The sequence below is a fragment of the Faecalibacterium sp. OF03-6AC genome, from assembly GCF_003478175.1.
GTDB lineage: Bacteria > Bacillota > Clostridia > Oscillospirales > Ruminococcaceae > Faecalibacterium > Faecalibacterium taiwanense.
Genome location: NZ_QUEN01000005.1, coordinates 134,269 through 146,631, shown reverse-complemented (window position 1 = coordinate 146,631; position 12,363 = coordinate 134,269). Strand labels below are relative to the sequence as shown.

Below are 12,363 nucleotides of genomic sequence, written 5' to 3'. Positions count from 1 at the left end.
TTACAAGGCAGGTGAACGCTGTGCTGGACTGGCAGCCAAAGGCACCCTATACGGCAGAGCAGCTGCTGGAAATTCTGCGTATCCTGCGGGACCCGGAGAACGGCTGTCCGTGGGATAAGGTACAGACCCATGCTTCCATCCGGAAGAACTTTCTGGAAGAGACCTGCGAAGCGCTGGAGGCCATTGATGCTGACGATCCGCAGTTGATGCAGGAAGAGCTGGGCGATGTGCTGATGCAGGTGGCGTTCCATGCGGTGATCGAAGAAGAGCGCGGGCGCTTTACGTTTGAGGATGTCTGTCGTGAGGTGTGCGAGAAGCTGGTGTTCCGGCATCCGAACATCTTTGCGTCCTCGGCGGCACAAAATGCGGGTATAAACGGCTGGGATGCGCTCAAAAATAAGGAAAAGGGCCGCACCACTCTGGCTGATGAGCTGGGCACAGTGCCGGTTACGCTGCCTGCTTTGATGCGTGCCCAGAAGCTGCAGAAGCGTGCCGACCGCTGCGGGACAGAGCAGTCTGTGCCGGAAACGGCACGGCAGGCTTTGCAGGCAGCGCTGGACGACTGGAACCGGGAACAGGACGCACAGGCGGCGGGAGAACTGCTGTTTGCTGCGGCCAATGCCATGCGGCTGGCAGGTGTGGACGCGGAGGAAGCGCTGACCTTTGCATCCAAGCGCTATTGTGCAGAACTGCTGGCGCAGAAAGAACAAAGCGGTACTCAGGTCGAGTGACCTGCTCCGATAGAGAAAAAAAGAACACCAAGTAACAAATCTGGAGGGTATTTTTATGACGAAGACCGATCTGATCGCACAGGTTGCTGCGAACACTGAGATGAGCAAGAAGAGTGCTGAGCAGGCTGTCAATGCTGTGTTTGAAGCACTGAGCAAGGCCATGTCTGAGGGCGAAAAGATCACCATTTCCGGCTTTGGCACCTTTGAGGTGCGTGAGCGCGCCGAGCGTCAGGGCATCAACCCCCGCACCCGTGAGCCGATCACCATTGCCGCTTCCCGCAGCATCGTGTTCAAGCCCGGCAAGTCCCTGAAGGACACCCTGTAAGCTGTATCTGCTTTGCCGCCGCTGCCTGCAAGAGGGTGCGGCGGCATTTTTTGTAACAGGAGGAAGATCCATGCGTCTGGATAAATATTTGAAAGTTTCGCGCCTGATCAAGCGCCGCACCGTGGCAAACGAGGTGGCCGATGCAGGCCGCATCCTCATCAACGGCAAGATCGCCAAGGCCAGTCAGGCCGTCAAGGCGGGCGACATCATCGAAGTGACCTTCGGCAACCGGCCCATCAAGGTAAAGGTGCTCTCGGATGTGGAGCCGCGCACCAAGGATGTGGCCCGCGAGATGTACGAGATCATTGCAGAGGGCGAGCAGGCATAAAAGCCCCGGTCCGGTGCATAGGATGCACCAGAAAAGGGGAGACGAACCATGCCGGAAAAAACACCCAGAGACCCGCAGCCCGCGCCGCACGATCTGATCCTGGAAAGCCGCGCCCGCCTGACGGTGACCGGTGTGCAGAAGGTACTGCACTGCAATGCCGACAGCGCTGCCATGGAAACGGGCAAGGGTACGCTGCACCTGACCGGGGCGCAGCTGAACATGGCGGCGCTGGATCTGGAGACCGGGGAGGCGAAGTTCACCGGCCGCATCGACACGCTGGAATATACGGCTAGCGTACCGGCGGGCGGTTTTCTGCGCCGCCTGCTGCGATGATCCCGGTACTGCCGCCTGCAGCCCTTGGGCAGGAGATCGCTGCCTGCACGGTGCTGGGAGCCAGTATCGGCGCACTGCGGGCTGTATTCCCGGCCAGAGGGCGTGCAGCTTTTGCGCCGGATCTGGTGTGGATGGGTGCTGTGCTGGCTGCTGTGCAGAGCTACGCAGCAGGGCAGAGCAGTGCCGGTGTTCTGCGCTGGTACATGGCTGCGGCAGCCTTTGCCGGTGCCGGTGCAGCAGCCTTTGTGCTGGGTGCACCGCTGCGTGCAGCGGGAGGCGTTTTACAGCGCCGGGTGCTCCGGCCGGCAGAGCGGCGGCGCGCCCGGCGGAGAAAGGCGCGCAAACTACGCCGCAGCGCAAAAAGAACTGCAAAAAAGCGCAAAAAGAACTTGCCAAACCAGCGCCGCATGATGTATAATTCATATGTGTTAAAGTAAGAGTCAAATGCAACGGGGGCAGAAGAGATCATGGCAGCACCGGACCGCAGAAAACGCAAGAAGAAAGTGGTCGTTAAAACGCTTGTACGGGTGTTTTTTGTCCTGCTGCTGCTGAGTATGCTGGCAGCATACATTTCCAATCAGGTCACCATCAGCTCCAAACATGCGGAGCTGGACACGCTGAACGAGCAGATCGCCCAGCAAAAGACTGAAAACGAGGAGATGCAGCGCATTCTCAGCGGCGATGCAGACCAGATCACCGAGTGGGTCGCGCGGGATTCTTACAATTACGCTGCACCCAACGAGCGCATCTTTGTGGATGTGACCGGCAGCTGAATTGCTGCCCATTCTATGGAAAACAAGGAGTATTGAGTTTTGGCAATTGAGGTAGGGAACGTATTCGAGGGCCGCGTCACCGGTGTAAAGCCGTTTGGCGCTTTTGTCGCACTGCCGGAGGGCCGTGTGGGCATGGTCCATATTTCCGAGGTGTCCAACGAGTTCGTGCAGGACATTGCAGCTGTTCTGCACGATGGTGATATCGTCAAGGTGCAGGTGATCAACATTGCACCGGATGGCAAGATCGCGCTGTCCATCAAGCGCCTGCTGCCGCCGCCTCCGCGCCCGGCGCGTGAGGGCAGAGGCCCTGCAGGCGGTCCGCGCTCTGGTGGTCCCCGTCCGGGCGGCCCCCGCGAGGGTGGTCATTTTGGTGCAGGCCGCGGCAGCGCTGGCCGCCCCCCGCGTGAGGGCGGCAGAGGCCCTGCCCGCGACAGCGCACCCCGTGTATGGCAGCCCAAGGCTCCCGTCCGTTCCGATAACATGAGTTTTGAGGACATGATGAGCCGCTTCAAGAGCCAGAGCGAAGAGAAGATGGCCGATCTTGATCACGAGACCAATAACCGCCGCGGCGGTGGTTATGCGCCTCGCGGCCGCGGTGGCCGCCGCTGAGCGGAAAGGCCTGCGCTTTTCAAGCCTGATCAAAATAACGGAAACAGACCTGTCTCATTTGATCGGGCAGGTCTGTTTTTTCCGTAATAAAAGAAAGGAAACACAATGCCTGCAAAATTTGAACTGATCGCGCCCTGCTTTTTTGGGTGTGAATCCACTGCAAAATTTGAGCTGACCCGCATCGGCGCAGAGAATATCCGCGTGGACGATGGCCGTCTGAGCTTTGCCGGCGGCGCAGAGATGATCGCTGCTGCAAACCTCAATCTGCGCACGGTGGAGCGCGTGATGCTGCTGCTGGCCCGCTACAGGGCCGCCACCTTTGATGACCTGTTCGACGGCGTGTACGATATCCCGTGGGAGGAGCTGCTGCCCGCAGACGCAGCCTTTCCGGTCACCGGCTCTTCACTGAACAGCCAGCTGTCCAGTGTGCCTGCCTGCCAGAGCATCATCAAAAAAGCTGTGGTCAAGCGCCTGATGGCAAAGCACCACACCTCTGTGCTGCCGGAGACCGGCGCGGAGTACAAGATCCGCTTCATGCTGCGCAAGGATCAGTGTGAGATCATGCTGGACACCACCGGCGAGGGCCTGCACAAGCGCGGCTACCGCCGCAACGCCATGGAGGCACCCATCCGCGAGACTTTGGCCGCTACCATTGCAGACCTTGGCCGTGTGCGCCGCGACAGTCTGGTGGAGGACCCCTTCTGCGGCAGCGGCACGCTGCTGATCGAAGCTGCTCAGAAAGCCATGAACATTGCCCCCGGCCTGAAGCGCCGCTTTGCCGCCGAGCGCTATGGCTTTGTGCCGGCAGCCATCTGGGCCGAGCAGCGTCAGAAGGCACTGGCCGAGGCCAAGCTGGATGTGGGCTTTGAAGCCTTTGGCTATGATATCGACCCTGCCGCTGTGGCTCTGGCCAACGCCAACGCAAAGCTGGCCGGTGTGGAAAAGCGCTGCCACTTTGAAGTGGCTGATGTGGCCGACTTTGCCGCAAAGCAGGAGGCCATCGTGCTGACGAATCCCCCGTATGGCGAGCGCATGAGCACCATTGAAGGTGCTGCAAAGCTGGCCCGCACGCTGGGCCGGCAGATGGAAGCACACCCCTGTGCAGGCGTGTATGCGATCACTGCCGATATGGATTTTGAGACCCACTACGGCAAGCGTGCCAACAAGCGCCGCAAGATGTACAACGGCATGATCCCCTGCCAGCTGTATATGTACTACAGCGCGCCCAAGCTTGAGCACACTGCAAAGCCGATGCCGAAGTCCGGCTTTGACGGCAAGCGCACTGCACCGAACCGCTTTAACAAGAAGTAATTGAAAAATGTTACCTGCCGCACCGGAGCTGTCCAGTGCGGCTTTTTACATTGCAGCCGGTAATTACCGAAAAAAAAAACAAAGCGGGATCTGAATTGGCAGGAGATGGAAATGAACGCAAACACAGGAAGTTTTACGCTGTGTTCCGTGCCACGTGCGGCAAAGATGAGACAAATTCATGCTCTTTTTACAAAGGATGGTTGAACCCGGGCTGAAAATGGATTATACTTACCTTATTATTCTGCGGTTCTTCCGAGGAGGAAAAGGTGCGTATGAAGGGTAGGATGCGGCCATATCTGCCGGAGCTCACCATCCGGGATTACAATATCTACCTGCGCTATCTGCGCGGGGTGCGACGTCAGCTGTACGAGGCGTACGGATTATATTCCTGCCATCTGCTGCGGAGCAACGGCGTGCTGTTTGCCATCCTTTCGGACAGTCTGGCCGGGCGGCAGGCCACTTGCCAGCGCAAGCGGGTCCCGGGCACACTGGCCTGGCGCAGGCTCATGTGCCAGACCCAGGGCATCCGGCTGGCCGCACAGGTGGAGGTGCTGCTGGGCTGGCACAACCTGCAGGACCGCAAATACAGCGAGCTGCGGCCGCTCAAGCGCCTGCGCCGTGCGGTGGACCGTTTGCTGCTGCGCCGCGCCTATGAGCGTGCCGTGCAGGAGAACCCGGCGCTGGAACGGCTGTTCGTGCAGGAGCGGGATCAGGCCGTGGTGCAGATGAACCTGAGCGCCAAGAACTACTCTCTTGCCGCTGAACCCATGAGCAACATTTACGGTGCACTGTATTCCACCCTTGCCACCGACGACCCCAGCCAGCGCAAGAGCATGCGCTACATCGGCAGCAGCATCGGCCGCATTTTTTACCTGCTGGATAAGGCTGAGCGCTTTGAGATGGACAAGCGCAGTGGCCGCTACAACGTGTTCGTAGTCAACGACCTGCAGGGACAGGCTGCGGCGGTGGAGAATGCCCGCCGTCAGGCACTGGCTGCCGCCAACGATCTGATTCGCGTGTACAGTATGCTGGACATCAAATTGAACCGCGGCCTGCTGGATAACATCATGCTGCTTGGTCTGCACCATGCGGTGGACCCGCTGGAAGCCGGTGCTGAGCATGAAAACTGGGAGATCCCATGAAGCAAAACCATCAAAAAAGCTGGGCCATGGCTTACTGCGGCATTGTGGCGGCGCTGTGCGTCGCACTGATGCTGCTGGGAGCTGTGATCCCCATTGCCATGTTCATTGCGCCTGCAGTGGCGGGCTTTCTTGTTGCAACAGTCTGCGTGGAGTGCGGGATGCAGCTGGCTTTGACGGCCTATGCGGCAGTCAGCCTGCTGGCACTGCTGTTCGTGCCGGATAAGGAAGTAGCGCTGATCTTTGTGTTTTTGCTGGGGTATTACCCGCTGGCAAAGCCGAAGTTTGAGCGCATCCGCCCTGCGGTTCTGTGCATTGTCTGCAAGCTGCTGCTGTGCAACGGCACAGTGCTGGCCATGTACGGGCTGGTATTTCTGTTGGTGCCGGCGGGCAGCATTTCGCAGGAGCTGCGCACCACCGCGCTGGCGGTCTCGCTGGCAACGCTGGCCATGGGCAATGTTGCCTTTGTGCTGTACGACCGGGCATTGCATAACATGCTCATGATGTACCGGCTGGTCTGGCGGCCGAAACTTCATAAAACTTTGGGCTGGCGCTGAGCCAGCCTTTGTGCTATAATGGGGCATCAGAAAGGGGAGAGCGCAGCACACAGGTAACGCAAAGCGCCGGGCCACGCGGGTGACAGCCGCGAGGGTGACGAGGAGAGGAATCATCGAAAGATTCGGCGGATGTTTCTCCGGCTGAGGGCTAGACCAGCCGCAGAGAAGGGCAAAAAACGGCAGCAATACCGCAACAGATCCCTTCAAAGAAAGCCATACAAGAACATAAACTGTACTAGGAAGCTGACTGGGTATCACTGCGCCTTTTTGCGCGGGAACGGTCGGTATGGAGGTGTTTTGTATGTGCGGCATTGTTGGTTATGTCGGTAAGCGCAGTGCGCAGGACGTGCTGCTGGATGGTCTGGAAAAGCTGGAGTATCGCGGGTACGACTCCGCCGGTGTGGCGCTTGCGCTGGACGGCGGCATCCGCGTGGTAAAAAGCAAAGGACGGCTCACCGCCCTGCGGGAAAAGCTGGCGGCGCAGCAGCTGGCACAAAGCTTCTGCGGCATCGGCCACACCCGCTGGGCTACCCATGGCGAGCCCAGCGATGTGAACAGCCACCCGCATTCGACCCCGCGTGTGAGCATTGTGCACAATGGCATTATTGAAAATTACGGCCTGCTCAAGGAGCGCTTGGCCGCAAAAGGCTATACCTTCCAGAGTGAGACGGACACCGAAGTGCTGGTAAAGTTGATCGACAGCTGCTATACCGGTGACCCGCTGCGTGCACTGCAGCAGGCGCTTGCCAAGGTGCGCGGCAGCTATGCGCTGGCCGTGCTGTTCCGGGATTACCCGGACACCATTTTTGCAGTCAAGCGGGAAAGCCCGCTGATCGTCGGCTGGGGCGAGGGCGAAAACTTTGTGGCTTCGGATATTCCGGCACTGCTCAAGTATACCCGGAAATACAGCGTGCTGGAAGAAGGGGATATGGCCGTCTGCACCACAGAGGGCATCCGCTTCTACAACGAATTTGGTGAGCCGGTGGAGCGCCAGCAGCTGACGGCGGACTGGGATATGGAAGCTGCCGAAAAGGGCGGCTATCCCCACTTTATGCTCAAGGAGATCAACGAGCAGCCTGCGGCCATTATGGCCACGGTCAGCCCCCGTGTAGAGGACGGACTGCCGGTGCTGCGCATCCCGGAGCTGACCGATGAAGTGCTGCGCGGTATTGGCCGGGTGCATCTGGTGGGCTGCGGTACGGCTATGCATGCCGGTATGGTGGGCAAGTCTGCCATCGAAACGTTGGCCCGTGTGCCCGCCGAGGTGGACATTGCCAGCGAGTTCCGTTACCGGGACCCCATTCTGGAAAAGAACGATCTGGTCATCATCATCAGCCAGTCCGGCGAGACCAGCGACACGTTGGCAGCGCTCAAGCTGGCCAAGAGCCGCGGCGTGCCGGTGCTGGCCATCGTGAATGTGGTGGGCAGCTCCATTGCACGTGCCGCAGATTATGTAATGTACACCTACGCCGGGCCGGAGATCGCGGTAGCATCCACCAAGGCGTATATGGTGCAGATGTGCGTGCTGTATCTGTTTGCACTGCGGCTGGCCTATGCGTGCGGACGGCTGAGCGAGGCAGAGACCCGCCGCTTTACGGCCCAGCTGCTGCGCGCACCGGAGGTCATCAAGCCGCGCCTTGCAGATTGTGAGCAGATCAAGTACCTTGCCAGCCGCTATGTGAACACCCAGAGCTGCTTCTTCATTGGGCGCGGGTTCGACTATGCGCTCTCGCTGGAGGGCAGCCTGAAACTCAAGGAGATCAGCTATGTGCACTCGGATGCCTATGCAGCCGGTGAACTGAAACATGGTACCATCAGCCTGATCACCGATGGCGTGCCGGTGATCGCACTGGCCACCCAGAAACAGGTGTACGAAAAGACCATTTCCAATGCCAAGGAGACCCGCAGCCGCGGCGCAAGGGTGCTGCTGTTTACCACAAAGGATGCTGTGGTGCCGGAAGGCGTGGCAGATGCCGTGATCCGGCTGGATGAGTATGAGGATATCCTGATGCCGCTGCAGCTCATTGTGCCGTTACAGCTGTTCGCCTATTATATGGCTGTTCTGCGCGGCTGTGACGTGGATAAGCCGCGTAATCTGGCCAAGAGCGTGACCGTGGAGTGACGGCATAAAACGCAGCCAGAAAGCTCTGCACGAAACAGAAATAAAAAAACAGGACCCGCTCTGAATCACTGAAGTGCATTCTGTCAAGTAGAAAAAATAATATAAGGTTTTTGTTCGCCGTTTCCACAAGGAGACGGCGAATTTTTTGTGCAAAATCGGGATCAGGAAGCTCGGTTCATGGCACCGACATGAGCCTGCATCGGCATCTGCCAGCATCGGCATCTGGATGAACAGACGGTGCTGGTAACGGCGGTTGTTGCAGCAGTCAACAGTGAATAGTGATTGTTCTTTCTTGACATGAAAATACCCCCAGAGTACTCAGAGCTTTTGTTTTTTACTCTGTCTACTCTAGGGGCAGCATATCACATGGAATGCCGGGGCATTGTGATTTATAGATTATTTGTTTCGACAGGAGGTGCTTCCGATGCAGACGTTTCTACCGGAACATCGTCCTCCGGGTCACCGAAGTTGTCGTGGTAAGTCTGCAGCAGGTCGATCTCCTTGTTGCGCTTCAGGCCGTAGATGACCAGCTTTTTGATCACATCATAGATGACTGCAAACAGCGGCACACCTACGATCATGCCCACAAAGCCCCACAGACCGCCGAACAGCAGGATGGCGAACAGTACCCAGAAACTGGAAAGACCGGTGGTGTTGCCCAGGATCTTGGGGCCGATCACGTTTCCGTCCAGCTGCTGCAGCACCAGAACGAACAGGACGAACCACAGCGCCTTGATGGGGTTCTGAATGAGGATCAGCAGGGTGGCGGGCACGGCACCGATGAACGGGCCGAAGAAGGGGATCACATTGGTCACGCCGATGATCACGGAAACCAGAAGGGCACTGGGGAACTTGAAGATCAGGCAGCCGATATAGCACAGCACGCCGATGATGGCGGAATCCATGATCTTGCCGTTGATGAAGCCGCCGAACATCTTATCGGCGTATTTCACTTCTTCCTTGATCAGCTCTGCCCAGCGAGGCTTGAAGATGCTGTAGAGCACCAGCTTGGCCTGCTGCACAAAGCGCTTGCGGCTGGCCAGCATATACACGGCCACGATGATGCCGATGATCAGGTTCTTGGCCATGGTCACTACGTTCAGCACACCCACTGCGGCACCGCTGACGATGTTCTGCATGGAGGGCAGGAGCCGGGTCTTGATCAGATCATCGATATTGGTGCTGATGGTGGCATAAGCAGAGTTGAGCATGTCCATGATCTGCTGGTTGTTCTCAATGAACTCCACATGATTCGCCCACTGCACGAACTTTGCGAGGTTGCGCTGCGCAGTGTAGTACAGGGTGGTCACGCTGGTAATGAGCTGCGGAATGATCATCATGCACAAAGCGTAGATGAGGAGCAGGCCGAACAGGATGGTCAGCGCAACGGACAGCACATTGACCAGACCATGCATCTTTTCCGGGATGAACCGGCGCAGAAAGCTCTCGATGGTGTTGCACACGGGCTTGAGCAGGTAGGCGATGACGGCACCGTAGATGAATGGCATCAGAATGCCGGTCAGCGTGGAGATGGCATCGCCAAAACCATCGAAGCGGTAGATCAGGAAAAAGAAGATGATGCTCAGGGAGATCGCTCCAAATCCTGCCAACATCCCGTAGAGATAGGGCTTGATGTGCGGCTTTTTGTCCATCATGATAGACTCCATTTCAGCCGCGGACAGCAGGAATCTCCGCGGCACTTATCAGATTTTGTTGCTCCTGCGCCAGATGTGCATTTTTTCGGCTTCCTTGATCAGGTCTTCACGGAAGTCGGGATGTGCTACGCTGATCAGAGCTTCGGCCTTTTCCCAGGTGGTCAGGCCCTTCAGGTTCACGCAGCCGTACTCGGTGCACAGGTAGTGGATGTTGGCACGGGTATCGGTGATGATGCTGCCGTTTTCCAGAGTGGGACGGATGCGGCTCTCCAGCTGGCCGGTCTTCTTATTAAAGAAGGTAGAGGACAGGCAGATAAAGCTCTTGCCGCCCTTGGAAAGGTATGCGCCCAGAACGAAGTCCAGCTGACCGCCAGCACCGGAGATGTGCTTGAGGCCTGCAGTCTCGGCGTTCACCTGACCGAACAGGTCGATGTCCACAGCGTTGTTGATGGAAATAAAGTTATCCAGTGCGGAGATGCTGCGGATATCGTTGGTGTAGTCCACGGGTGCAGACATGCACTCCGGGTTATCGTTCAGGTAATCGTACATTTTCTGGGTGCCGGCACCGAAGGCGTAGACCTGACGGCCCTTGTCCAGCTGCTTGCATGCACCGGTGATCTTGCCGGCCTTGGCGATATCCACAAAGGCATCCACATACATTTCGGTGTGCACGCCCAGATCCTTCAAATCGCTCTGTGCGATCAGGCTGCCGATGGCATTGGGCATACCGCCGATGCCCAGCTGCAGGCAGGCACCGTTGGGGATCTGCGGAACGATCAGGTTGGCAACCTTCAGATCCACTTCGGTAGCAGCGCCGGGAGCGGCCATCTGGCCGATGGGCGGGTTCTCGCCTTCCACGATGCCGGTGACCTGAGAAATGTGGATGCAGTTCTCCATGCCGCCAAGGCAGCGGGGCATGTTCTTGTTGACCTCAACGATGATCTTCTTGGCTTTTTCGCACACAGCACCCAGATGAGATGCACTGGGGCCGAAGTTGAAGTAGCCATGCTCGTCCATGGGGGTCACCTGGAACACCGCCACATCCAGCGGATCCGGGCTTTCGCGGTAGTAGCGGGGCAGCTCGGAATAACGGATGGGGGAGTAGAAGGAGAAGCCCTGTGCAATGGCCTTGCGCTCAATGCCGCCCATATGCCAGCTGTTCCATGTCATGTGTGCAGCGGGATCGTCGATCTGGAAGATCGCGGGCACCCACATCAGGATGCCGCCGCGGAAGTTGACACCTTCCAGCTCAGGCAGACGCTTTGCGATCTCGGCATCCACCGCCACAGGGGTGTTCACAGCCCAGCCGTAATCCACCCAGTCACCGCTTTTGACCAGTGCGGCAGCCTGAGCGGCGGTCATTTTCTTCTGAGCATACAGTTCCGTAAAATCCATTATAAACCATCCTCTCCTATAATAAAATAAAGGAATTGTAAATTTATCATTTACTCTTCCTGCGCGAACAAATCTTTGCAGGATGTTTACCACCTGTTGACAATTTGAACACAGCTCTGACACAGGCGGACGATATCCTGATAACCAGCAGAAGGCAGCTGCCGGACAGGGCAGCAGATCTGCGCAACTTAGTTATAACATTAACAATGTGCGGAATCAATAGTTTATCGAGAAAATTTTGGCCGACTGGCAATATGGACAAAATTCGCAGAGTTTTTGAACGATTGTTTGGTGCTTAAAAACCAAAAATCTTTGCAAAAGGACTTGATAAAATTTTGACGATGTGGTTTACTTATAGCGTAGCAAGTTGCCGCGATGTGGCACAACGTTGATTGTTTAAAATTTAACGATAAAACGTACAGCTTGCACAAAATCTTGCACCCAAGACTGGAAAGTGCTATCATGGCAGAACCAAAACGCGCTTTTCACAGCGCCCAAGGAGGACACCAAACGATGGCAACAGCAGTTTATCCCGGTTCGTTCGATCCGGTCACAAAAGGGCATCTCGATATCATCAAGCGTGCGGCAAAGATCAACGATCATTTGATCGTGGCGGTGCTCAACAACAGCGCAAAGAATCCGCTGTTCACCGTGGAGGAGCGCGTGGAGCTTCTAAAAGAATGCTGCAAGGGCATCCAGAATGTTTCGGTGGAGAGCTTCGACGGCCTGACCGTGGAGTTCGCCAAGAAACGGCACGCTTCGGTGATGGTGCGGGGCCTGCGGGCGGTGACGGATTTTGAAAACGAGATCCAGCTTGCGCAGACCAATCACGCACTGATGCCCGGCATCGAGACCATGTTTCTGGCAACGAGCATCAAGTGGAGCTACCTTTCATCCACCATTGTAAAAGAGGCAGCTTACTACGGCAGCGACATCAGCAAGTTCGTCACACCCAGTGTGGAAAAAGCGGTCAACGAAAAGTATGCGCTGATCCGGCAGAAAAAAGACCCCGAGACCTAATTTGTAAAAGCGCCTACGGGCGTTTTGATAAAAATGGCTTACGAAAAGTAACACATACACAATTC

14 protein-coding genes are annotated in these 12,363 nt (G+C 57.1%); 12 read left to right on the top strand and 2 right to left on the bottom strand.

Annotated elements, in window-relative coordinates:
- Nucleotides 1-20 precede the first annotated feature (20 nt).
- From DXA66_RS07645 to glmS, 11 genes are all read left to right on the top strand, one after another.
- Nucleotides 21-731, top strand: a complete 711-nt coding sequence (locus DXA66_RS07645) for a MazG family protein (protein WP_243089054.1) — start codon at nt 21-23, stop codon at nt 729-731.
- Between the two features lie 55 nt (nt 732-786).
- On the top strand, nt 787-1,056 hold the full coding sequence (locus tag DXA66_RS07640; protein ID WP_097778145.1) for an HU family DNA-binding protein: 270 nt from the start codon (nt 787-789) through the stop codon (nt 1,054-1,056).
- Nucleotides 1,057-1,126: 70 nt separating this feature from the next.
- A complete protein-coding gene (locus DXA66_RS07635) occupies nt 1,127-1,384 on the top strand; it encodes an RNA-binding S4 domain-containing protein (RefSeq protein WP_005940129.1) in 258 nt (85 codons plus the stop codon).
- A gap of 48 nt (nt 1,385-1,432) precedes the next feature.
- Entirely contained in the window at nt 1,433-1,717 is a 285-nt protein-coding gene (locus DXA66_RS07630) for a YabP/YqfC family sporulation protein (protein WP_097778144.1), read from the top strand.
- The gene (locus tag DXA66_RS07625) at nt 1,714-2,154 is read left to right on the top strand and encodes a hypothetical protein (RefSeq protein WP_118527973.1); all 441 of its coding nucleotides are present in this window, start codon (nt 1,714-1,716) and stop codon (nt 2,152-2,154) included. The genes DXA66_RS07630 and DXA66_RS07625 overlap by 4 nt, the downstream gene beginning before the upstream one ends.
- Nucleotides 2,155-2,184: 30 nt before the next feature.
- Entirely contained in the window at nt 2,185-2,490 is a 306-nt protein-coding gene (locus tag DXA66_RS07620) for a septum formation initiator family protein (protein WP_097778142.1), read from the top strand.
- Nucleotides 2,491-2,529: 39 nt separating this feature from the next.
- Complete coding sequence (locus DXA66_RS07615; RefSeq protein ID WP_118527971.1) at nt 2,530-3,099, top strand: S1 RNA-binding domain-containing protein; 570 nt, start codon at nt 2,530-2,532, stop codon at nt 3,097-3,099.
- 105 nt (nt 3,100-3,204) lie between these two features.
- A complete protein-coding gene (locus tag DXA66_RS07610; RefSeq protein WP_118527969.1) occupies nt 3,205-4,410 on the top strand; it encodes a class I SAM-dependent RNA methyltransferase in 1,206 nt (401 codons plus the stop codon).
- 272 nt (nt 4,411-4,682) lie between these two features.
- A complete protein-coding gene (locus DXA66_RS07605; RefSeq protein ID WP_118527967.1) occupies nt 4,683-5,552 on the top strand; it encodes a DUF5685 family protein in 870 nt (289 codons plus the stop codon).
- Nucleotides 5,549-6,106 carry a hypothetical protein gene (locus tag DXA66_RS07600; RefSeq protein WP_118527965.1) on the top strand — a complete coding sequence of 186 codons (558 nt, stop codon included), beginning with the start codon at nt 5,549-5,551 and terminating at the stop codon, nt 6,104-6,106. The genes DXA66_RS07605 and DXA66_RS07600 overlap by 4 nt, the downstream gene beginning before the upstream one ends.
- A gap of 301 nt (nt 6,107-6,407) precedes the next feature.
- Nucleotides 6,408-8,228: a glutamine--fructose-6-phosphate transaminase (isomerizing) gene (gene glmS / locus DXA66_RS07595; protein WP_118527963.1), complete on the top strand. Its 1,821-nt coding sequence runs from the start codon at nt 6,408-6,410 to the stop codon at nt 8,226-8,228.
- Between the two features lie 389 nt (nt 8,229-8,617).
- On the opposite strand, the gene DXA66_RS07590 is transcribed toward glmS, so the two are convergent.
- Together DXA66_RS07590 and DXA66_RS07585 are read right to left on the bottom strand one after the other, a co-directional pair.
- Entirely contained in the window at nt 8,618-9,883 is a 1,266-nt protein-coding gene (locus tag DXA66_RS07590; protein WP_187119386.1) for an AI-2E family transporter, read from the bottom strand.
- A 48-nt stretch (nt 9,884-9,931) separates the two neighbouring features.
- The gene (locus tag DXA66_RS07585) at nt 9,932-11,278 is read right to left on the bottom strand and encodes a butyryl-CoA:acetate CoA-transferase (RefSeq protein WP_118527959.1); all 1,347 of its coding nucleotides are present in this window, start codon (nt 11,276-11,278) and stop codon (nt 9,932-9,934) included.
- Between the two features lie 513 nt (nt 11,279-11,791).
- Here DXA66_RS07585 and coaD point away from each other — a divergent pair.
- Nucleotides 11,792-12,298, top strand: a complete 507-nt coding sequence (gene coaD / locus DXA66_RS07580; protein WP_118527957.1) for a pantetheine-phosphate adenylyltransferase — start codon at nt 11,792-11,794, stop codon at nt 12,296-12,298.
- Nucleotides 12,299-12,363: the final 65 nt, after the last annotated feature.

Excerpts from the sequence above, each read along its gene's own strand:
- DXA66_RS07640 (WP_097778145.1), top strand. The coding sequence starts at position 787 with ATGACGAAGACCGATCTGATCGCACAGGTTGCTGCGAACACTGAGATG.
- DXA66_RS07635 (WP_005940129.1), top strand. The coding sequence starts at position 1,127 with ATGCGTCTGGATAAATATTTGAAAGTTTCGCGCCTGATCAAGCGCCGC.
- DXA66_RS07630 (WP_097778144.1), top strand. The coding sequence starts at position 1,433 with ATGCCGGAAAAAACACCCAGAGACCCGCAGCCCGCGCCGCACGATCTG.
- DXA66_RS07625 (WP_118527973.1), top strand. The coding sequence starts at position 1,714 with ATGATCCCGGTACTGCCGCCTGCAGCCCTTGGGCAGGAGATCGCTGCC.
- DXA66_RS07620 (WP_097778142.1), top strand. The coding sequence starts at position 2,185 with ATGGCAGCACCGGACCGCAGAAAACGCAAGAAGAAAGTGGTCGTTAAA.
- DXA66_RS07610 (WP_118527969.1), top strand. The coding sequence starts at position 3,205 with ATGCCTGCAAAATTTGAACTGATCGCGCCCTGCTTTTTTGGGTGTGAA.
- DXA66_RS07605 (WP_118527967.1), top strand. The coding sequence starts at position 4,683 with ATGAAGGGTAGGATGCGGCCATATCTGCCGGAGCTCACCATCCGGGAT.
- DXA66_RS07600 (WP_118527965.1), top strand. The coding sequence starts at position 5,549 with ATGAAGCAAAACCATCAAAAAAGCTGGGCCATGGCTTACTGCGGCATT.
- glmS (WP_118527963.1), top strand. The coding sequence starts at position 6,408 with ATGTGCGGCATTGTTGGTTATGTCGGTAAGCGCAGTGCGCAGGACGTG.
- DXA66_RS07590 (WP_187119386.1), bottom strand. The coding sequence starts at position 9,883 with ATGATGGACAAAAAGCCGCACATCAAGCCCTATCTCTACGGGATGTTG.
- DXA66_RS07585 (WP_118527959.1), bottom strand. The coding sequence starts at position 11,278 with ATGGATTTTACGGAACTGTATGCTCAGAAGAAAATGACCGCCGCTCAG.
- coaD (WP_118527957.1), top strand. The coding sequence starts at position 11,792 with ATGGCAACAGCAGTTTATCCCGGTTCGTTCGATCCGGTCACAAAAGGG.